Below are 20,513 nucleotides of genomic sequence, written 5' to 3' on the forward strand. Positions count from 1 at the left end.
GCCAGAGCCGCTAGATCTGACAACGCGCGAAGGGATCCTTCCATGCCGCTGACCCCAGCCGATGTGCACAACGTCGCGTTCAGCAAACCGCCTATCGGGAAACGCGGCTACAACGAGGACGAAGTCGATGCCTTCCTGGATCTGGTCGAGCAGGAACTTTCCCGGCTGATCGAAGAGAATGCGGATCTTCGCCAGCGGGTTGCCGAACTCGACGCGGAGCTGGCCGATGCCAAGAGCAGCCGCGGTCCGGCCGGTGCCGGGCTCGGTAAACCGGTGCAGCAGGCACCCCCGCCGGAACCGGTGAAACCGCCGGTCCAGGCGCCGCCCTCGGTCCCCATCCCCGCGGTTCCGGCCGCGCCCGCCGCGGCGGATGCGGGCGCCGACGCGAATATGCAGGCCGCGAAGGTGCTGAGCCTGGCGCAGGAGATGGCCGACCGGCTCACCAGCGACGCGAAAACCGAAGCCGAGAATTTGCTGGCCAATGCCCGCGCCAATTCCGAGCGGCTCGTCAACGATGCGCGGGCCCGGTCGGAAGAGATGGTCGCCGACGCCCGGCACAAATCCGATGCCATGCTCTCCGATGCGCAGACCCGGTCCGACAGCCAGCTGCGGCAGGCCAAGGAGAAGGCCGACGCGCTGCAGGCCGATGCCGAGCGCAAGCACACCGAGATCATGGGCACCATCACCCAGCAGCGCAATGTTCTCGAGAGCCGGATCCAGACCCTCAAAACCTTCGAACGCGAGTATCGGGTGCGCTTGAAATCGTACCTGGAATCGCAGCTCGAAGAGCTGGAGAACCGGGGGTCGGCCGTACCGGTGGACGAGGGTGACACCTTCGATACCGGGGCCAACCAGCTTGCTCCCGCATCGTTCGGCCAGGGCGAGTAAGCGCTCGATACCGCTGGGCGCGAACGGGCACCCGGCCTGCTGTCCTGGGGGTCAACATGCTTGTCTTGACACTGGCGCTCGCCGCGATCGGCCTGGTTCTGCTGATCCTGTCGCTGACCACGGGGTCGGTGGTCTGGGCCTGGGGCTGCATCGTGGTGTGCGGACTCGGTGCTGTGGTGTTGCTGGTGAGCGCGCTGTCGATGCGTGCACCCGAGGAGGAACTGCCGCCGCGGGATCAGCACGCGAAACACTGACGAGGACTACTACGAACGAGAACCGAACTGTCCTTCCGTGGTGCGCGGCGGGGCGGGCCTTATAAGTAGTTGACCGTCACGGTTAGAATCAAACCTGATAGGCGACGATCCGGCCATCACCGGGGAGCTTTCGGAAGAACGGCGCCGTGCAGCGGCTCCTGCGCTGCCGCACACGCTCAGTAGAACCGAACGGGTCAGCCCGTCACAGCTGGAAACGAGTGGTCCGCCCGCCCCTGCCGGGCAGGTGGACAAGCGGGGTGGTACCGCGGTACCGGAGCACCGATTGCGCCGGTCGTCGTCCCCGTGCCGGATACGAGAGCGCTGCGGCGCCGGGCACGAGGAGATGTGAATCCGCGATGGCGGACGAGAATTCCAGCAGCAGCGCATATCCGCGCGTCGATCTCGGCGGCGGGTCGGGCGTGACCTTCCCCGAGATGGAACGGGCCGTCCTGGACGCATGGGCCGCCGACGGAACCTTCCGCGCCAGCATCGACAACCGCGCCCCCGCGCCGGATGCGGCCGGCCCGGACGGCGCCGGTGAGTTCGTGTTCTACGACGGCCCGCCGTTTGCCAACGGTCTGCCGCACTACGGACATTTGCTCACCGGATACGTCAAAGATGTCATCCCACGTTTCCAGACGATGCTCGGGAAACGGGTCGATCGGCGATTCGGCTGGGACTGCCACGGACTGCCCGCGGAAATAGAAGCGGAGAAGCAGCTCGGTATCACGGACAAATCACAGATCGACTCGATGGGTCTCGCGGAATTCAATGCGGCGTGCAAGAATTCGGTACTCCGCTATACCGGGGAATGGCGCGACTATGTGACGCGTCAGGCGCGCTGGGTCGACTTCGACAACGATTACAAGACCCTCGATCTCGACTTCATGGAGTCGGTGATGTGGGCATTCAAATCGCTGTACGAGAAGGGGCTCATCTACCAGGGGTTCCGGGTGCTGCCCTACAGCTGGTACGAGCAGACGCCGCTGTCGAATCAGGAGACCCGGCTCGACGACGCCTACAAGATGCGCCAGGATCCGGCGGTCACCGTGGATATGGTGCTGCGCGTACCGGCCGAGCATCCGCTGGCCGGACTCGATGGTGCGGCGGCGCTGATCTGGACCACCACCCCCTGGACCTTGCCGTCGAATCTGGCGATCGCGGTCCATCCGGATGTGCGCTACGTGCAGGTTCGCGGTGTCGACGGTAAGCGGTACCTGCTGGCCGTCGAACGGCTCGGCCACTACGCCCGTGAACTCGGCCAGGAGCCGGTAGTGCTCGGCGAGTACGACGGCGCCGCGCTGGTGGGCCTCGAATACCGGCCGCCGTTCGATTTCTTCGTCGGCCATCCCGGGGCGCACCGGGTGCTGTCGGCCGACTATGTCGCCACCGACTCCGGTACCGGCCTGGTGCATCTGGCGCCCGCCTTCGGTGAAGAGGATATGGAGGTGTGCAGCGCCAACGGGATCGAACTGGTGCAGCCGCTCGACCCGGGCGGCAAGTTCACCTCGATGGTGCCCCCGTACGAGGGGCTGATGGTCTTCGATGCCAATCCGGTGATCATCAAGGATCTCAAGGCAGCCGGGAAACTGCTGCGGCACGAGACCATCGAGCACTCCTATCCGCACAGCTGGCGATCCGGGCAGCCGCTGATCTATATGGCGGTGCCGTCCTGGTTCGTCGGGGTGACCGAGTTCCGCGACCGGATGGTGGAGTTGAACAAGCGGGTCAACTGGGTGCCCGAACATATCCGGGACGGCCAGTTCGGCAAATGGCTCGAAGGCGCCCGGGACTGGAACATCAGCCGGAACCGCTACTGGGGCAGCCCGATCCCGGTGTGGACCTCCGACGATCCTGCCTATCCTCGTATCGATGTCTACGGTTCGCTCGACGAACTGGAACGCGATTTCGGGGTGCGGCCCACGGATCTGCACCGGCCGATGATCGATGAACTGACCCGGCCCAACCCCGACGATCCGACGGGGCGCTCGACGATGCGCCGGGTGCCGGAAGTACTGGACTGCTGGTTCGAATCGGGTTCCATGCCCTTCGCCCAGGTGCACTACCCGTTCGAGAACAAGGACTGGTTCGACTCCCACTTCCCGGGCGATTTCATCGTCGAGTACAACGGGCAGACCCGCGGCTGGTTCTACACCCTGCATGTGCTGGCCACGGCGCTGTTCGACAGCCCCGCGTTCGAGAACGTGGTCGCGCACGGCATCGTGCTGGGCGACGACGGCCTGAAGATGAGCAAATCCAAGGGCAACTACCCGGACGTCAACGAGGTGTTCGAGCGCGACGGTTCCGACGCGATGCGCTGGTTCCTGATGAGTTCGCCGGTCCTGCGCGGCGGGAACCTCATCGTCACCGAACGCGGTATCCGAGAGGGTGCGAGCCATGCCTTGCGGCCGCTGTGGAACGCCTGGACCTTCTTACAGCTGTACGCCCCCGAAACCGGCACCTGGCGTACGGATTCGGCGAATGTGCTGGATCGCTACATCCTGGCGAAACTGGCGCAGACGCGGGATGTGATGACCGCCGCGCTGACGGAGTTCGATATCGCCGGCGCCTGTGAGGAGCTGCGGACCTTCGCCGACGCGCTGACCAACTGGTATGTGCGCCGGTCGCGTTCGCGCTTCTGGGCCGAGGACCGGGACGCGGTCGATACCCTGCACACCGTGCTGGAGGTCGCGACCCGGCTGGCGGCGCCGCTGCTGCCGCTGGTGGCCGAGGTGATCTGGCGCGGTCTCACCGGAGAACGATCCGTGCATCTGGCCGATTGGCCCGCTGCCGATACGCTGCCCGCCGATCCGGAACTGGTCGCGGCGATGGACGAGGCGCGCACTGTGTGCTCGACCGTGCTGAGCCTGCGCAAGGCGCAGCAGCTGCGGGTCCGGTTGCCGCTCGCGGAGGTGACCATCGCCGCCGCCGACGCCGAACGGCTGGCGCCCTACGCCGACATCATCGCCGACGAGGTGAACGTCAAGAAGGTCGATCTGACCACCGATGTCGCCGCGCACGGCCGGTTCGAACTGGCCGTCAACGCCCGGGCGGCGGGGCCGCGGCTGGGTCGCGAGGTTCAGCAGGTGATCAAGGCGGTCAAGGCCGGGGAATGGACGGAAAGCGCCGACGGTGTGGTCACCGCGGCCGGAATCGAGTTGTTGCCCGAGGAATACACGCAGCGCCTCGTGGCCGCCGAACCGGAATCCACCGCGGCACTGCCCGGTCATGCCGGGCTGGTCGTGCTCGATTCGGTGGTCACCGAGGAACTCGAGGCCGAAGGCTGGGCGCGCGATATCATCCGGGATCTGCAGGAGACCCGGAAATCGCTGGGGCTGGAGGTTTCCGACCGGATCACCGCGACACTCGAGGTTCCGGCGGACCGGCAGGAGTGGGCGCGGACCCACCGGGAACTCATCGCCGGCGAGATCCTGGCTGTCGAGCTGGAATTCGGCCCGGCCGGTCCGGATGGTGCCGAGCTGACGGGTGGGTCGCGGGCCCGGATCGCGAAGGTGAGCCACTAGGCAAGCGGGCTTCGGCGATGTGCGGTGGTGTGCGCTCGGCATCACTGCCCATCGCCGATCTACCCGCTTTCCTGGAGTCGGCGGCCATCACCGGGATGTCGGAGCCGGATTCCCTGGCGATCACCGCACCGGCTGCCGGCCGGCTACGCCGGACGAACGGAATTGCCGGCCCTGCCTCGCTGCACCGAGTCGACGGAGCTGCGGTGCTTCGCACGATCGTGCCCGGCGGGCGCTGGTGCCCGAGATGTTGTGGCCATGACCGGGATGGAGTGTCCCACTAGGGTATGCACCTATGGCTTCGGACAACCCCGACGAGTGGTGGCAGCACGCGCCCGAGGGGCAACAGAAAAAGGACTCCCCTTCGGGGCAGTGGCAACAGGGTTATCAGTCCCAGGGCGGTCAGCCGGGGGTGCAATGGGGACAGACCGCGGGACAGGTTCCGCAACCTGTTCCGCAGTCGGGCGCATGGGAAGTACCGCCGCTCGGCTCCGGCGGGCAGGGAGGCCCACCGCGGAACAACAATGCCACCTTGATCGCGGTGCTGGCCGTGGTGGTGGTTCTGGTGCTGGCCGGTGTGGCCGGGCTGGTGATCCTACGGTCGGGGGGTTCGGAGGAGAACACCGCCGCGGCGGCGGGCGCCACGGAAACGACCGGTACGACAACGACTACGGCCACCGAGACCACCACGAGCGCGGCTCCGCCGATGGAAGGCGCGCCGGCTTTGAAGGAGGGGCTGTCGCCGGTCGTATTGTTCGGGCCGACCTTCGAAGACGGTGAGGACACCTACACCATGGCCTTCAAGGATTGGCCTTTCGCGTTCCGGACGCCGGGCTCCTGGGGCTGTATGAAGGGTTCGATCGATACCATCCCGGAGGCACAGGCGTGGGGATGCGTCGACGAGCAGGATTCCTCGGCCGGTCAGCGAGTCAACCTGATATTGCGTAAATGCCCGTCCACCTGTGATGCGGCCACCCGGACCCGGTTCGACGCGGACTGGTTCGACAAGGAAGGTGCGGCGGAACAGTTCGATCCGAACACCTCGTATGTGGAGACACCCACCAACGACAAGGGTAAGTACACCATCGATCTCAGCCGGTATGTCGCCGCCGAGCCCGGTGGTGAACCGGTCTGGCAGGTGGGGGTCTTCGTGGAGTCGCCGTCGGCCACCAAGGACGCGGTGCTGAAGACCCTGAACGACATCCTGACGCAAACGCAATAAACATTTTTGTGATTTAGATCACATGCTAGAAGTTTGCCAGGGTGCTTGGTGAACGCCCTTCTGCCGGGCACAATCATCGCGATACAGCTGCGACCGTTCCGTTGGGAGCAGCGGGAACGGTGATCATTTCGCTCGGTTCTACCTGAGTGGAGTTGCGTCGGAGTGAATTCGCTCCGGCGTAGCTCCAGTGGTCCGCGGTAGCCGGCTACTCGGCGGATGCCGCGAGTAAACCGGGACGCCCCACGGTGTCTCGTGCATCGACCGGCAGAAGGGTGGGCACGTGATCGGGATCGCTCTGCGGCGAGGTATCGCCGGCTTACTTCTCACCACGGCCGTCACCGCGGTCGCGGCCGCACCGGGTTGGGCACAACCCTCCGGCAGCGCGAGCGGATCGGCCTCGGGCTCCAGTTCGCTCAGCGCCAGCGGTTCGGCCGGGCTCCCGGTATCGACGATTGCCGGTCTCGGCGCCCTCGCCGCCGCCGGCACGCAGACCGGGAAAATGTACGAATGGGGCGCTACCGGACCGGACACCTGGGACTGTTCGGCACTGGTGCAATGGGCGTTCCGCCAGGTCGGCGTGGCGCTACCACGCACCACCTGGGAGCAGGCGGAGGTCGGCGCGGCGGTGCCCCCCTATGCGCTGGCCCCGGGGGATGTGGTGATCATCAACCGCGATGCGTCCCATGTCGGTATCTACGCCGGATCCGGGCAGGTGCTCAATGCCTACGGCGCCGGTGTCCCGGTCGGGCTCACGCCACTCGAGCACTTCTACGTGCACAGTATCCGGCGCTTCTGAGGCTTCCGGGCGGGTCGGTGACGGCGGCCCGCCTCGCTCACTCCACCTGTCGCCGGAGCAGCGGGCCGTAATCGGGATGAGCCAGCGCCGAGGCGAACTGCGCGACGAGGTAGTCGCCGGGATTGCCGGTGTCGTACCAGCGTCCCTGGATGACCTGCCCGTACACGGCGTGGTCGGCGGCGTAGGCGTTGATCGAATCGGTCAGATACACCTCACCGGTGCGATGGGTGTACCAGTTCTCGGTCTGCGTCCGCAGTTCGTCGATGATTCCGGGTGTGACGACGTAGCCGCCGATCGCCGCATAGGCCGACGGCGCATCGGCTGGTTTCGGCTTCTCCACCAGGCCGGAGATCCGCAACAATCCGTCGTCCAGATCCTCACGCACCACCGGGACGCCGTAGCGCTGGGATTCGTTCGGGTTCATCGGCATCAACGCCAATACCGGGCATCCCGTGGCCTCGTAGGCGCGAATGAGCTGCTGCGCGCGCGGTACCTCGGCCACGAACACATCGTCGGGCCACAGCACCAGCATCGGCTCGTCGCCGGCGGCGCGGGCCGCATTCAGCACCGGGGTGCCGTTACCGTACGGGCCGTGCTGATCCAGGTAGGTGATATGCCCGAGCCGCGACAGTTCGCCTACTTCTTCCACAGCATCGGCGTAAGCGGTCTTGCCGTCGGCGCGCAACTGGGCGACCAGCGCCGGATTGGGCCGGAAATGATCCTGGATCAGCGATTTTCCACCACTGACCACGATGGTGATATCGGTGATCCCGGAAGCCACCAACTCGCGCACCGTATGCTCGATGACCGGCTTGTCGCCGACCGGCAGCATCTCCTTGGGGATCGCCTTCGTCAGCGGCAGCAGCCGGGAGCCGATACCGGCAGCGGGAATGACAGCCTTGCGGATCATCATGGGCCGAGTTTATGGCTCTCCCGTGGCGCGCGTGGGTTGCGGCCCCAAGGTTGCGCGTTTCCGCCGGCGAACTGCCCGCGTGACCTTGCCGAACGCGGCTGTCGGTGATGCCGGGCCGAATCGGCCGGCACGACGGAGAGCGGACAGACCGGCCCGGCCTGCGGTGGCCATCCACGGCCCGAATTCGGGAAAGCACCGCGATGCTCGTGCCTGATACAGGTGGGCTCGGTAGCTCCCGGCCCCCGGCCCGGCCGGCCGTGAGCAAGGAACTGCGGTGTACGGCGCAGGCTCGATCCCCGAGTGCTCGGTGTCGGCGTGCCACCGAGTGTGCAGGGCATCCGGCATGCGGGCCGAGATCGGACCGACCGCGCCCACCGGCAAGGAGTCGGACGAAGGCCTTCGCCGGTTCGGCCGGCCGGTTCGGAAGGTATCCGGCGATGTCGGCGCCGACAGTGTCCCCACGGTTTTCGCCGGGCTCCGTTGCGCGCCCGGGAAGCGGGGTGGCCCTGGCCGCCGTGTCGCGTCCGGAGCCGGCAGGGAACTGTTGGCCGGCGACCGGCCGGTGCGAGCCCGGCGCCGATCCGATCCTGCGTTGGCCGGGGCACGGCGCCACGCGCAGCGGTCGCCGCCGGTGCCCGGCCGGGCTGTCGGTGCTCGCGCGTAGATTGCGCGGTATGTACCAACAGGGGCGTGACCAGCGGTGCGGGTGATGTGGAACCAGGTCCGGTGGTGAACGGCGACCGCTCCGAGCCGGGTTCCGGAGCACCTCGGCACGTGTTCGCCCGGGAAACGGCGCGGCGCTGGGTACTGCACATCGATATGGATGCGTTCTTCGCCTCCTGTGAGCAGCTCACCCGGCCGACGTTGCGGGGCCGGCCGGTGCTCGTCGGGGGGACCGGGGCGCGCGGGGTGGTGGCGGGGGCCAGTTACGAGGCGCGGGTGTTCGGGGCGCGGTCGGCCATGCCGATGCATCAGGCGCGGCGGCTGGTCGGGGTGACGGCCGTGGTGGTGCCGCCGCGCGGGGCGCTGTACGGCGTGCTGAGCGGGCGAGTGTTCGATACCTTGCGGGCGCGGATTCCGGTGCTGGAAACCTTGTCGTTCGACGAGGCGTTCGGTGAACCCGCGGAACTGGCGGGCGCGAGCGTGTCCGCGGTGCTGGATTTCTGCGCGGAGTTGCGGGCGGCGGTGCGGGAAAGTACCGGGCTGGTAGCTTCGGTGGGTGTAGGTACCGGCAAGCAACTCGCCAAGATAGCTTCGGGAATGGCCAAACCGGACGGGATCAGGGTGATCGCGCCCGGTGAGCAGCAGGAGCTGCTCGCCGGGTTGCCGGTGCGCAAACTCTGGGGGATCGGGCCGGTGGCGGAGAGCAGGTTACGAGCACTCGGGATCGAAACGGTCGGGGCGTTCGCGGCTCTGCCCGAGGTGGAGGCCGAATCGATCCTGGGCGGAAGTATCGGCGCCGCACTGCACCGGCTGGCCCGAGGTATCGACGATCGGCCGGTCGCCGAGCGTGCCGAGGCGAAACAGATCAGCGCCGAAACCACCTACGAAACCGATATCGTCACGCTGGAACGGCTACGCCCGGCGATCACCGAGATGGCCGCGGCCGCGCACCGGCGGCTGGTGCGCGACGGGCGGGCCGCGCGCACCGTGGTGCTGAAACTCAAACGCGCCGACATGAGTATCACCACCCGGTCCAGCACTCTGCCCTACGCGACCGAGGATCTGGCCACGCTCACCTCCGCGGCCCAGCGGGCGGCTCTGGACCCGCGGGATCTGGGGCCGGTGCGGCTGGTAGGGGTCGGGTACGCGGGTTTGTCGACGATCCGGCAGGAATCGTTGTTTCCCGAATTGGACCGGCGGGGAGCGGATTCCACGGATCCCGGTGTGGACATCGCCGGCCACGGCGAAACGGAGGCGCCGGTACGCGATTTCGCGAGCGGGGCATCGGACGGCGAGGCGAGTGGACCGGTCGGGCAGGAGTTCCCCGCGGGGGTCTCGGTGGACAGCGACTCGTACCCGGCCGGTGCCGGGAAGCGGGTGGCCGAGCCCGAGTTTGTGGCACCAGAGCAAGAGAGCTCTGTGGATTCGGTGAGATCTACCGTGGGCGAGGCCTCTTCCGGTGCCTCCGCCGGGACGGTCGGGATGGCGCGCCCCGAAACCGTCGGCACGGCCGCGGATCCGGGAGTAACCGCTGGTCCGGTCGTGGACTGGCGGGCCGGATCGGATGTTCTGCATCCGGAATTCGGCTTCGGCTGGGTGCAGGGGGCAGGCCACGGGCGGGTGACCGTGCGGTTCGAGTCCCGCTCGACAGGGCCGGGGATCGCGCGTACTTTCGCTGCCGACAACACCGAGTTGCGCCCTGCGGACCCGCTCGGCAGCCTGTCCTGAACCCCGCCGGGTAGGTTGGTGCCGGGCAGCGTCGCCGGTTCCGGTGGGGCTGCCGCAGCGCACGACACCGAACCCCGAACGCAAAGGACGAGCAGTTGAAGCTTCGCAAAACCGGACGTATCGCGATCGCCGGCCTGGCCGCCGCGGCCGCGCTGACCCTGACGGCGTGTGGTAGCGATGATTCCGACTCGGACACCGCAGCGGCGACGAGCACCACGGCCGCGGCCGAGACCACGGAGGCGGAGGCCGAGACGCCGCCCGTCCCGACCCCGGCCGATCTGAACACTCAGCTCCAGCGCGCGCTCGACCCGAACGTTCCGAACGAGGAAAAGCTGGAGATGGTGCAGGGCGCCGAGGCCGATCCGGAGCTGCCGTCGAAGCTGAGCCAGTTCTACGCCCAGTCGGGCGCCACGATCGAGGTCACCGACGTGCAGGATTTCGGTACCGAGATCCAGGCCAAGGCCAACCTCACACTGAACGGTCAGACCAATGTGGCCGATGTGCCGTTCGTGGCCGAGGACGGGGTGTGGAAGGTCCAGCAGCAGTGGACCTGCACCATGCTCGCCAACGCCCAGATCCAGTCGCCTGCCTGCGCGGCCTGAATCGGGCGTATGCATTAATCGGCCGGTCCGCATCCGTGCGGGCCGGCCGATTCTGTGTCGGATGGCTCTGTCTCCGGATCGGCGGCATGCAGGGATGCAGGGGAACGCGCGACTGTCCCGAGGGGCGCCCGGTGGCGCAAGCGCTGGTCCGGGCCCTGCGCCGGGAGGCGCCGGCGCAGGGCCCGGACCGCGGGTATCTGTGGATGTGGCCGCCGTGATCGCGCCCATTAGGATGGCGCTCCGTGGCTGACACGATGGTGGTGGCGGCGTCCGAGCCGGCAGAGATCTCCGAAAGTCCGCGACCCCGAAGGCGGGGCGGCTGGGCACGGCCGGTGGCCCTGGTGTCGGCCCTGATCGGGGCGTTGCTCGCGGTAGCGGTTCCGTTCCTGCCGGTACGAGTGGATGCGGCGACACTGTCCTGGCCGCAGGACGATTCCGCCGCGTCGGTCGAGGCGCCGCTGGTCGCCTATGCGCCGCTGAGCTTCGAAGCCACCGTGCCCTGCGCGGCGATTCAGCAGTTGCCTGCCGGTGGGGTGCTCTCCGCCACCGCGCCCTACGGCGCCCCCGATCTGGAGCGGTACGGGTTCCTGGCCCAGGTCCGGCCGCCTACGCCCGAATCCGGCCCCGTACTCGACGTGGTGTTGCGCAACCAGTCGCTGTTCAGCGTGCCGGTGGCCGAACTGGCGCCCGGGTGTGAGCTCACCGTGGGCGCGGGGATGACCGAATCCGTGGCCACGCTCACCGGGCACGAACCCGTGGTGCTGGGCGGGGATTACCGGCCGCAGATGGTCGGTGTGTTCAGCGATCTCGGCGATCCGGCGGGTGCCACCGTCACCGCGGAGGTGGACAGCCGGTACAGCTCCACCCCGACCCTGGTGAAACACCTCGCGATCTGGGCGGCCGTAGTGGCGACCGTGCTCTCGCTGGTGGCCCTGCATCGCCTGGACAACCTCGACGGGCGTCGTGCCCGGCGCTTTCTGCCGGCCCGCTGGTGGACCTTCCGGCCGGTGGATTTCGTGGTGCTCGGCACGCTGGTGCTCTGGCATTTCATCGGCGCCACCACTTCCGACGACGGCTATCAGTTCGGGATGGGCCGCACTTCGCAGGTCGCGGGGTATATGGCGAACTACTTCCGGTACTTCGGCGTGCCGGAGAATCCGATCGGCACCCCGTACTACGACCTCATCGGGCTGATGGCGGATGTGAGTACGGCCAGTCCCTGGGTGCGCCTGCCGACCTTGCTGGCGGGAATCGTGGCCTGGCTGGTGATCAGCCGGGAAGTCGTGCCCCGGCTCGGGGCCGCGCTGCACCGCAACCGGTTTGTGCCGTGGACCGGTGCGCTGGTCTTCCTCGCGGTGTGGTTGCCGTACAACAACGGCCTGCGGCCGGAGCCGCTGGTTGCGCTCGGTGTCCTGCTGACCTGGTGTTCGGTGGAGCGCGGGATCGCGACCCGGCGGTTGCTGCCGTTTGCGGTCGCCATTCTGATCGCGGCGTTCAGCTGTACGGCGGGCCCGCACGGGCTCATCTGTCTCGCGGCGCTGCTGGCCGGGCTGCGCCCGCTGTTCAAGATCGTTTCGGCGCGGGTGCGACAGGTCGGCTGGCTCGCACAGCTGCTCCCGCTCGGTGCGGCGGGCGTGCTGGTGCTCGTCGTCGCCTTCGCGGACCAGACGTTCAGTGCCATGCAGGAAATGCGCCGGGTGCACGAACTGGCCGGGCCGAATGTGCTGTGGTTCGACGAGTACCTCCGCTATCAGTACCTGTTCATGGGCACGGTGGACGGTTCGCTGGCCCGCCGGTTCGGGATCTTCGTGATGGTCGTCGGGCTGGCGGTCTGCCTGCTGACGCTGTTGCACAAGGGTGGCCGGATCCCGACCGCCGCCGTGGGGCCGTCGCGCCGGATCCTCGGGGTCACCATCGGCGCCATGGTGCTCATGATGACGACACCGACCAAATGGACCCACCACCTCGGAGTTTTCGCCGGGCTGGCGGGTGCGGTCGCGGTGCTCACCGCGGTGGCGGTCGGCCCGCGGGTCATGCGCGGGCCGCGGAACCGGGCGTTGTTCGCCGCCGGAGTGGCATTCCTGATGGCGCTGGTGTTCTCCGGGCCCAACGGCTGGTGGTACGTCTCCTCCTTCAGCATCCCCTGGTGGGACAAACAGCCTTCGATCGCCGGTATCGCCCTCAACAAGGTCTTCCTGCTGGGTGCGGTACTACTGCTTGCGCTGGCCGCATGGTGGCATGTGCGGGCGCCCGATACCGGACATCATCGGATCTCCCGGTGGGGGTGGCGCTTCGCGAAGATTCCGCCGCTCACGGTGGCGGCGGCGTTCATGGTGCTCTTCGAGGTCGCCTCGTTCGCCAAGGGCGCGGTCAGCCAGTATCCGGCGTTCTCCCTGGCCGGTTCGAACTTCGGCGCGCTCACCGGCAACGCGTGCGGGCTGGCCCCGCATGTCCTGGTCGAAACCGATCCGAACCGGGGCATGCTCGCCCCGCTGGCCGGCGACCCGGCAACCACTCTGGCCGGTAACGGCAGTACCGGTTTCACGCCGACCGGTGTGGCGGCGGACCTGAGCGCCGATACCGAACAGGGCGCCGACGCCGCCATCGCCGATTCGATGGGGGCCGGCGGCGGCACCGGGGTCGCCACCGAAACCGCCGGTCCCGCGCTGCCGTTCGGTCTCGACCCCGCGACACCGGTACTGGGCAGTTTCCAGGCCGACGGTCCGGCGGAACTGACCAGCGGCTGGTTCCGGCTTCCGCCGGTCGCCGACCGCGCCGATATCCTCGCCGTGAGCGCCGCCGGCCGGATCTGGTCACGCGACGCCGACGGGGTCGTCACCCACGGACAATCGTTCGAACTCGAATTCGGGTCCACCACCGCCCCCGGCGCCTCGGCCACCGAACCGGTCGCGCTGCGGCGGGTGAACCCGATCGATATCGGTCCCGCGCCGTCCTGGCGTAACCTGCGGGTTCCGCTGGAGCCGTATGCCGACGCCGATACCGTCCGTATCGTCGCGCACGACCGGGACCGCGATCCGCGGCAGTGGCTGGCCTTCACTCCGCCCCGGATGCCGCAGACCCAGGATCTGAACACGGTGGTCGGCTCCACCGATCCGGTGCTGCTCGACTGGGCTGTCGGGCTGCAGTTCCCGTGCCAGCGGCCGTTCGACCACCGCATCGGCATCGCCGAGGTGCCGAAGTACCGCATACTGCCGGACCGGGTCGGCGCCCACGACACCAACCTGTGGCAGAACCACGACGGTGGCGGCCCGCTCGGCTGGACCGAACTACTGTTGCACGCCCGCACCCTGCCGACCTACCTGAACCACGACTGGGACCGCGATTGGGGCCAGCTCCAGCAGTTCCTGCCGCGTGATCCGGACGCGGTCCCCGCCCGTCCACAGGTCACGCAGGAGGATCACCCGGGCACCTGGACACCGGGGCCGATCAACGTCGCCTGGTGAGTGGCCGACCACCGCGCTGGCTAGGCTGACCGTCATGTCGACAACTGTGGAGGCTGTCGGTTCGCCCGGGCTCACCGCCGCCGAGGTGGACCGGCGGCGCCGGGACGGGCTCACCAACGATGTACCGGACCGGGCGAGCCGCTCGGTCCGCGATATCGTCCGGGCGAATGTTCTCACCCGGATCAACGCCATCCTGGGTGTGCTGTTCGTCCTGGTCATGGCCACCGGCTCGGTGATCGACGGGATGTTCGGGTTGCTGATCGTGGCCAACAGCGCGGTCGGCATCATTCAGGAAGTCCGGGCGAAACGGACGCTGGACCGGCTGGCGATCGTGGGCCAGGCGCGGCCCACGGTGCGCCGCGACGGCCGGGCCGAGCAGATCGCCCCCAAGGATGTGGTGCTCGACGATCTGATCGAACTCGGGCCCGGTGATCAGGTCGTGGTCGACGGTGTGGTCGTCGAAGCCGAACTGCTCGAGATCGACGAATCACTGCTCACCGGCGAATCCGACGATGTCGCCAAAGAGCCGGGCGCCCAGGTGCTCTCGGGCAGCTACGTGGTGTCCGGTTCGGGTGCCTACCGCGCCACCAAGGTCGGTAGGGACGCCTACGCCGCGAAACTGGCCGAAGAGGCCAGCAAATTCACCCTGGTGAATTCGGAGCTGCGCAACGGGATCAATACGATTCTGAAGGTCATCACCTACCTGCTCATCCCGGCCGGCGCGCTGAGTATCTACAACCAGCTGGTGTCCAGCGGGGAATCCTGGCGTCCGGCGGTCACCGGGATGGTGGCGGCACTGGTGCCGATGGTGCCGGAGGGGCTGGTGCTGATGACCTCGATCGCGTTCGCGGTCGGGGTCGTGCGGCTGGGGCAGCGGAACTGCCTGGTGCAGGAGTTGCCCGCGATCGAGGGGCTGGCGCGGGTGGATGTGGTGTGCGCGGACAAGACCGGCACATTGACCGAGAACGGGATGCGCCTGGCCGAACTCCGCATGCTCGAGGAGGGTGCGGAACCGGCCGCCCGTCAGGCCCTGGCTGCGATGGCGGCCGACGACCCGCGACCGAATGCCAGCGTGCAGGCGATCGCGGAGGCGCTGCCGGATACTCCCGGCTGGAAATACACCGCGGTGGCGCCGTTCTCTTCGGCGAAGAAATGGAGCGGTTTCTCCTACGGTGCGCACGGCGACTGGTTGCTCGGAGCTCCCGATGTGCTGCTCGACGCGGCCTCGGATGACGCTCGCGCCGCCGAGGAGCTGGGTGCGACCGGCTTGCGGGTGCTGCTGCTCGCCCGCGGGGACCGGGCCGTGGACGCACCCGATGCGCCCGGGACGATCACTCCCGTGGCGCTGGTGGTGCTGGAGCAGAAGGTCCGGCCCGATGCCCGCGACACCCTGGACTACTTCGCGAGCCAGGACGTTTCCATCAAGGTCATCTCCGGCGACAACGCCGTCTCGGTGGGCGCCGTCGCCTCCTCGCTCGACCTGCCCGGCGGTGACCACCCCGTCGACGCCCGCACCCTGCCCGAGGACCGGGACGAACTGGCCGGGGTACTGGCGCAGCAGAGCACGTTCGGCCGGGTGCGGCCCGATCAGAAACGCGCCATGGTGGGTGCTCTGCAGTCGCGCGGGCACACCGTGGCGATGACCGGCGACGGGGTCAACGATGTGCTGGCGCTCAAGGACGCCGATATCGGTGTCGCCATGGGCGCCGGTAGCCCGGCGACCCGGGCGGTCGCCCAGATCGTCTTGCTGGACAACAAATTCGCGACCCTCCCGTATGTGGTGGGTGAGGGCCGGCGGGTGATCGGCAATATCGAGCGGGTCTCCAATCTGTTCCTCACCAAAACCGTGTACTCGGTGCTGCTCGCCTTCCTGGTGGGGGCGGCGGGGGTGGGCTCGCAGATCTTCGGCTACGACCCGATCGGCTACCCCTTCCTGCCCCGGCATGTGACGATCGCGGCCTGGTTCACCATCGGTATCCCCGCCTTCATCCTGTCGCTGGCCCCGAACAACGAACGTGCCCGGCCCGGTTTCGTCGGCCGGGTGATGCGATTGGCGATCCCGTCGGGTGTGGTGATCGGCACCATGACTTTCCTCGCCTATCTCATCGCCTACGCCGGGCCCGAAGCCGGCGACGAACAGAAGATGCAGGCGGGTACCACCGCGCTCATCACGTTGATCATGATCGCGGTCTGGGTACTGGCGATCGTTGCCCGGCCGTACAACTGGTGGAAGATCGTGCTGCTGGTCGTCTCGGTGCTCGCGTACCTGGTGCTGTTCACGGTGCCGTTCACCCGGGAGTTCTTCGCGCTCGACCCGTCGAACATCGCCCTCACCACCGCGGCGTTCCTCTGCGGCGCGGTCGGCATCGTCCTGGTGGAAGTTGCCTGGTGGGTCAGTGCGACGCTGCGCGGCGAACTACACAAACTGGTCCCCGCGGCCCCGGGCGAATCCTGAAATATCGCCGGTGGGTACCGCGCCGTTGCCGAGTGTGCTGCGTTCGGGCCACTTGTCACCGGGCCGGGTTACTGTCACGGCATCTCCGCGGCGGCTGATATCACCCCGGCCGAGCCGGGACGGCCGGTCGGCGCGGGACGGAAGCCTCGACGAGAGAGAAGGACACCGCATTGCCGACCGAGCTCGAGGTACGACCGGCGCGCCGCGACGAGATCGCGGCGTTGGCGCGGACGCTGGCCGCCGCCTTCCGGGACGACCCGGTCATGGAGTGGATGTTGCCGGATCCGCGGCGGCGGGAGAGGAGCCTGGAACGGCTGTTCGAGGCCCAGACCCGGCATCACCATTTCGCGTCCGGCGGTGTGGATATCGGCGTGGATTCGGCGGGCGAGATCGCCGGCGCCGCGCTCTGGGATCCACCCGGCCGGTGGAAGACACCGCCGCTCACCGAGGTACGAATGCTTCCGCAGACTTTACGCGCCCGGGGCGCGTCGCCGCCGAACCTGTGGTGGCGGGGACACGGAGAATGCTCGCGACACCCCGCACCGACCGGCGATCCGTCGCCTGAGCGGGGCGGGAGCCGTGTCCATAGAGGCCCAGATGGCTTGTGCAGGGCGCTTATTCACGGCTGGAGTACCTTCATGGCATGGAGGTTCTGCTGCACCAGATCGACGCGTTCGCCGACGCACCGTTCTCCGGGAATCCGGCCGCGGTCATGCCGTTACCGGATTGGTTACCCGACAGCGTGCTGCAACAGCTGGCCGAGGAGAACAACCTCGCCGAGACCGCCTTCTACACCTCGCGTCTGCCTCCGGAGGCGGAACCGCCACCTGCCGGCGGCCCCGCCTACCACCTGCGCTGGTTCACCCCGGCGGTGGAAGTGGCGATGTGCGGGCACGCGACCCTGGCGAGTGCCGCGCAGATCCTCACCGATATCGCGCCCGGACAGGACCAGGTCAGCTTCTTCACCCACAGCGGCTGGCTGCGAGTCGACCGAACCGACGACGATGTCTACATCCTCGACCTGCCCGCCGTCGCATCCGCGCCGGCCGACCCCGATCCGGCGCTGGTGGCCGCGCTCGGCGTGGAACCGGTGCGCGCATTCACAGGAACCGATGTGGTGCTCGTGGTGGAGTCCGAGCGGCAGGTCCGGGATCTGGCACCGGCGCTGAGTGCCTTCCCGCCGCTGCCCCGCGGTGTGACCGTGACCGCGCCCGGTGACGAGGTGGACTTCGTCTCGCGGTTCTTCGCGCCCGGGGCCGGCGTACCGGAAGATCCGGTGACCGGTTCCGCGCATGCGCAGCTCGCGCCGCTGTGGAGCGCCGAACTCGGGCGGCAGCGGATGGTCGCGCGGCAGCTGTCCCGGCGGGGCGGCACTCTGGGGGTCGAACTGGCCGGTGACCGGGTGTTGCTGAGCGGCCGGTGCCGCCGGTATCTCGACGGTGTGGTGAGCCTGGATTTCTGAATCAGCCGGCCGGGACGGGGCCGTCGTCGGGCCGCGGAGCGACCGGGTCCGCGCTGTCCGGGAGCAGGGGCGCCACCGCGAACCGTTCCGCGACGGCATCCGCCGGGAGCGCCTGGACCGCGCGGACTCCGGGGCGGCCCGCCAGTTCGCGTAACCGGGACAGCGGCGCCCGCACCACCAGTCCGGGTGAGCAGGCGCAGCCGGCGCGCAGCCGGGCGATGGATACATCCAGGACCTGGGCGCCGCGGGTGCCGTCGGCGGCATAACGGCGGCGGTCGGCCAGCTGCCAGGCCGCGTCCGTCCCGGACCGTGTCAGCGCCGTCGCCTCTGCGGGAACCTGTACCGCCACCAGCGGGGCCGCCACCCGGGGGAGCGGCACCTGATACAGCGCCTGACTCACCCGCACACCGTCCGGCAGGCCGGGGAGTGCGGCGGCGGGCCGGTAGCCGGCGAACGACACCAGCGCCCAGCGGTCACTGTCGTCGGTGCCGGACAGCGAAGCACGGGCCCGGTCGAGGTATGCCGCGATCGTTTCCCCGGTGTCGGGACCGAGCCGGTCGGTGGACACGCCGTCCGGGGCGGGCGGATTCGCGATACCCAGAAGCACGACGACCGCCGCGCAGACTGCGGCCGTCGCACCGAAAGCCAGTGCGCGCAGCCCACTACGGGTCGCCGTCGGCGGGGGCTCGGTACCCACCGCAGCGTCGTGATCCACGCCGCGACACGAGCCGGCCGACGCGGATCCAGCGGCCGTGGACGCGTCGTGGCCGAGGCTTGCCGGCGCTGCCGGTCCGGCGCCGGTGACCGCGCCTTCTTCAGGCTCTGTGGGCACGTCGGGGTTCGCGGGCATGACCGCTCACGCCTCGCGCAGCACCTGCAGCGCACCGGCGAGGTCGTCGGGGTAGTCGCTGGTGATCTCCAGATAGCGGCCGTCGGCCGGATGCTGGAAGCCCAGCGCACGGGCGTGCAGCCATTGCCGTTGCAGCCCGAGCCGTTCGGCCAGCCGCGGATCCGCACCATAGGTGAGGTCGCCGCAGCAGGGATGCCGGATCGCCGAGAAATGCACCCTGATCTGATGGGTTCGGCCCGTCTCCAGATGGATATCGAGGAGGCTGGCGGCCTGGAACGCCTCCACTGTGTCGTAGTGGGTGACGCTGGGCCGGCCGTCGGAGGTCACCGCGAATTTCCACTCGCCGCCCCGGGCGCGGCCGATCGGTGCGTCGATGGTGCCGCTGCTGGGATCGGGATGACCCTGCACCAGTGCGTGATAGCGCTTGTCCACGGTGCGCTGTTTGAAGGCGCGTTTGAGCACGGTGTAGGCGTGCTCGGACTGCGCGACCACCATCACTCCCGAGGTGCCGACATCGAGCCGGTGCACGATGCCCTGCCGTTCGTGGGCACCGGAGGTGGAGATCCGGTATCCGGCCGCAGCCAGGCCACCCACCACGGTGGGCCCGGTCCAGCCGACGCCGGCGTGGGCGGCCACGCCGACCGGTTTGTCGACGGCGACGATATCGTCGTCGGCGTAGAGGATTTTCATCCCCTCCACCGGTTCGGCCTCGATGGTCAGCTCGCGGCGGGGTTCGGGGAACACCACTTCCAGCCAGGCGCCGGCGACGAGCCGGTCGGATTTACCGGCGGCCACACCGTCGAGCTGTACCGACCCTTCCTCGGCGAGGGCGGCCACCGCCGTCCGGGACAGGCCCAGCAGCCGCGCCAGTCCGGTGTCCACTCGCATTCCGTCGAGACCGTCGGGGACGGGCATGGTCCTGGTTTCCCTCATGCGGCGGTGCCCTCGCCGGTGCGGGCGGCCGGGGTGCCGGCGGAGGCCTCGGGTTCCGGATCGCGGGTGGGTTCGCCACGATCGGGTGTGGGGGATTCGCCGGTTCCGCTACCGGGGTGGTCGGCCGGGCCGGGCCGGGGAGTGGCGGGCGGCGCATCGGATGCGGTGGCGTTCTCGGACGGAGTGTTGCGGTTGTAGCGGGTGCCGTCGGGTTCGAAACCGAACACCGTCAGCACGACCAGCAGGATGGCGCCGCAGACGATCGAGGAATCGGCCACATTGAACACCGGGAAGGAGCCGACCGAGAAGAAGTCGACCACATGACCCTGCATCGGGCCAGGCGCCCGGAACAACCGGTCCATCAGGTTGCCGAACGCGCCGCCCAGTACTCCGCCGAGGCCGATCGCCCACAGCGGTGACCGCAGGGTGCGGCCGATCCGCAGGACACCGATCACGACCGCCGCCGCGATGAGCGTCAGCAGCCAGGTCATCCCGGTGGCCATCGAGAACGCGGCGCCCGGGTTGCGTACCAGGACGAGCTGGACGAAATCCCCGATCAACGGGATCCGTTCGCCGGGCTGGATCTGCTGGACTACCACGACTTTCGTGATGAGATCCAGCGTGAACAGGGTCACCGCTATGGTCAGCAGGAGCGGCAGCCGCTGGCGGGGCTGTTGTCCGTCCCCACTCGGGCGGTCGGGGTCCTGCTCGCGCGTAGGGTCCTCAGTCACAACGCCCATCATCTCTCGAGGCAGCGCGGCC

13 protein-coding genes and 1 pseudogene are annotated in these 20,513 nt (G+C 68.5%); 10 read left to right on the plus strand and 4 right to left on the minus strand.

What is annotated here, in order from left to right:
• Positions 1 to 42: 42 nt before the first annotated feature.
• The 5 genes from wag31 (at position 43) to NFL01S_RS36315 (ending at position 6,681) form a co-directional block, all read left to right on the plus strand.
• Positions 43 to 888, plus strand: a complete 846-nt coding sequence (gene wag31, locus NFL01S_RS24540) for a DivIVA-like cell division protein Wag31 (RefSeq protein WP_062978653.1) — start codon at positions 43 to 45, stop codon at positions 886 to 888.
• A gap of 56 nt (positions 889 to 944) precedes the next feature.
• Positions 945 to 1,142 carry a hypothetical protein gene (locus NFL01S_RS24545; RefSeq protein ID WP_062978654.1) on the plus strand — a complete coding sequence of 66 codons (198 nt, stop codon included), beginning with the start codon at positions 945 to 947 and terminating at the stop codon, positions 1,140 to 1,142.
• Between the two features lie 356 nt (positions 1,143 to 1,498).
• Positions 1,499 to 4,666, plus strand: a complete 3,168-nt coding sequence (gene ileS / locus NFL01S_RS24550) for an isoleucine--tRNA ligase (RefSeq protein WP_062978655.1) — start codon at positions 1,499 to 1,501, stop codon at positions 4,664 to 4,666.
• A 292-nt stretch (positions 4,667 to 4,958) separates the two neighbouring features.
• Positions 4,959 to 5,885, plus strand: a complete 927-nt coding sequence (locus tag NFL01S_RS24555) for a hypothetical protein (RefSeq protein ID WP_062978656.1) — start codon at positions 4,959 to 4,961, stop codon at positions 5,883 to 5,885.
• A 280-nt stretch (positions 5,886 to 6,165) separates the two neighbouring features.
• Positions 6,166 to 6,681: a C40 family peptidase gene (locus NFL01S_RS36315; RefSeq protein WP_062978657.1), complete on the plus strand. Its 516-nt coding sequence runs from the start codon at positions 6,166 to 6,168 to the stop codon at positions 6,679 to 6,681.
• Between the two features lie 37 nt (positions 6,682 to 6,718).
• On the opposite strand, the gene NFL01S_RS24565 is transcribed toward NFL01S_RS36315, so the two are convergent.
• The gene (locus tag NFL01S_RS24565) at positions 6,719 to 7,594 is read right to left on the minus strand and encodes a UTP--glucose-1-phosphate uridylyltransferase (protein ID WP_033245111.1); all 876 of its coding nucleotides are present in this window, start codon (positions 7,592 to 7,594) and stop codon (positions 6,719 to 6,721) included.
• Between the two features lie 729 nt (positions 7,595 to 8,323).
• On the opposite strand from NFL01S_RS24565, the gene NFL01S_RS24575 reads away from it, so the two are divergent.
• The 5 genes from NFL01S_RS24575 (at position 8,324) to NFL01S_RS24600 (ending at position 17,968) form a co-directional block, all read left to right on the plus strand.
• Positions 8,324 to 9,985 carry a DNA polymerase IV gene (locus tag NFL01S_RS24575; protein WP_062978795.1) on the plus strand — a complete coding sequence of 554 codons (1,662 nt, stop codon included), beginning with the start codon at positions 8,324 to 8,326 and terminating at the stop codon, positions 9,983 to 9,985.
• Positions 9,986 to 10,080: 95 nt separating this feature from the next.
• Positions 10,081 to 10,587, plus strand: a complete 507-nt coding sequence (locus NFL01S_RS24580; RefSeq protein ID WP_062978659.1) for a WKL family lipoprotein — start codon at positions 10,081 to 10,083, stop codon at positions 10,585 to 10,587.
• A gap of 242 nt (positions 10,588 to 10,829) precedes the next feature.
• Positions 10,830 to 14,051, plus strand: coding sequence for an arabinosyltransferase domain-containing protein (locus NFL01S_RS24585; RefSeq protein ID WP_371851848.1), 3,222 nt, complete (start codon positions 10,830 to 10,832; stop codon positions 14,049 to 14,051).
• Positions 14,052 to 14,085: 34 nt separating this feature from the next.
• Positions 14,086 to 16,506: an HAD-IC family P-type ATPase gene (locus NFL01S_RS24590; protein ID WP_062978660.1), complete on the plus strand. Its 2,421-nt coding sequence runs from the start codon at positions 14,086 to 14,088 to the stop codon at positions 16,504 to 16,506.
• A 643-nt stretch (positions 16,507 to 17,149) separates the two neighbouring features.
• The gene (locus tag NFL01S_RS24600) at positions 17,150 to 17,968 is read left to right on the plus strand and encodes a PhzF family phenazine biosynthesis protein (protein WP_062978662.1); all 819 of its coding nucleotides are present in this window, start codon (positions 17,150 to 17,152) and stop codon (positions 17,966 to 17,968) included.
• 1 nt (position 17,969) lies between these two features.
• Here the strand turns inward: NFL01S_RS24600 and NFL01S_RS24605 are convergent, their stop codons facing one another.
• From NFL01S_RS24605 to lspA, 3 genes and pseudogenes are all read right to left on the minus strand, one after another.
• Positions 17,970 to 18,683, minus strand: coding sequence for a hypothetical protein (locus NFL01S_RS24605; RefSeq protein WP_245670857.1), 714 nt, complete (start codon positions 18,681 to 18,683; stop codon positions 17,970 to 17,972).
• A gap of 141 nt (positions 18,684 to 18,824) precedes the next feature.
• On the minus strand, positions 18,825 to 19,751 hold the full coding sequence (locus NFL01S_RS24610) for an RluA family pseudouridine synthase (RefSeq protein WP_062978663.1): 927 nt from the start codon (positions 19,749 to 19,751) through the stop codon (positions 18,825 to 18,827).
• A gap of 197 nt (positions 19,752 to 19,948) precedes the next feature.
• A pseudogene (gene lspA, locus NFL01S_RS24615) lies at positions 19,949 to 20,491 on the minus strand (signal peptidase II); the annotation flags it as partial.
• Positions 20,492 to 20,513: the final 22 nt, after the last annotated feature.

The organism is Nocardia flavorosea NBRC 108225, from assembly GCF_001613385.1.
Classification (GTDB): domain Bacteria; phylum Actinomycetota; class Actinomycetes; order Mycobacteriales; family Mycobacteriaceae; genus Nocardia; species Nocardia flavorosea.

Bases quoted from the DNA above. Each gene is read 5' to 3' on its own strand.
- wag31 (WP_062978653.1), top strand. From the start codon at position 43: ATGCCGCTGACCCCAGCCGATGTGCACAACGTCGCGTTCAGCAAACCG.
- NFL01S_RS24545 (WP_062978654.1), top strand. From the start codon at position 945: ATGCTTGTCTTGACACTGGCGCTCGCCGCGATCGGCCTGGTTCTGCTG.
- ileS (WP_062978655.1), top strand. From the start codon at position 1,499: ATGGCGGACGAGAATTCCAGCAGCAGCGCATATCCGCGCGTCGATCTC.
- NFL01S_RS24555 (WP_062978656.1), top strand. From the start codon at position 4,959: ATGGCTTCGGACAACCCCGACGAGTGGTGGCAGCACGCGCCCGAGGGG.
- NFL01S_RS24565 (WP_033245111.1), bottom strand. From the start codon at position 7,594: ATGATGATCCGCAAGGCTGTCATTCCCGCTGCCGGTATCGGCTCCCGG.
- NFL01S_RS24590 (WP_062978660.1), top strand. From the start codon at position 14,086: ATGTCGACAACTGTGGAGGCTGTCGGTTCGCCCGGGCTCACCGCCGCC.
- NFL01S_RS24600 (WP_062978662.1), top strand. From the start codon at position 17,150: ATGGAGGTTCTGCTGCACCAGATCGACGCGTTCGCCGACGCACCGTTC.
- NFL01S_RS24610 (WP_062978663.1), bottom strand. From the start codon at position 19,751: ATGAGGGAAACCAGGACCATGCCCGTCCCCGACGGTCTCGACGGAATG.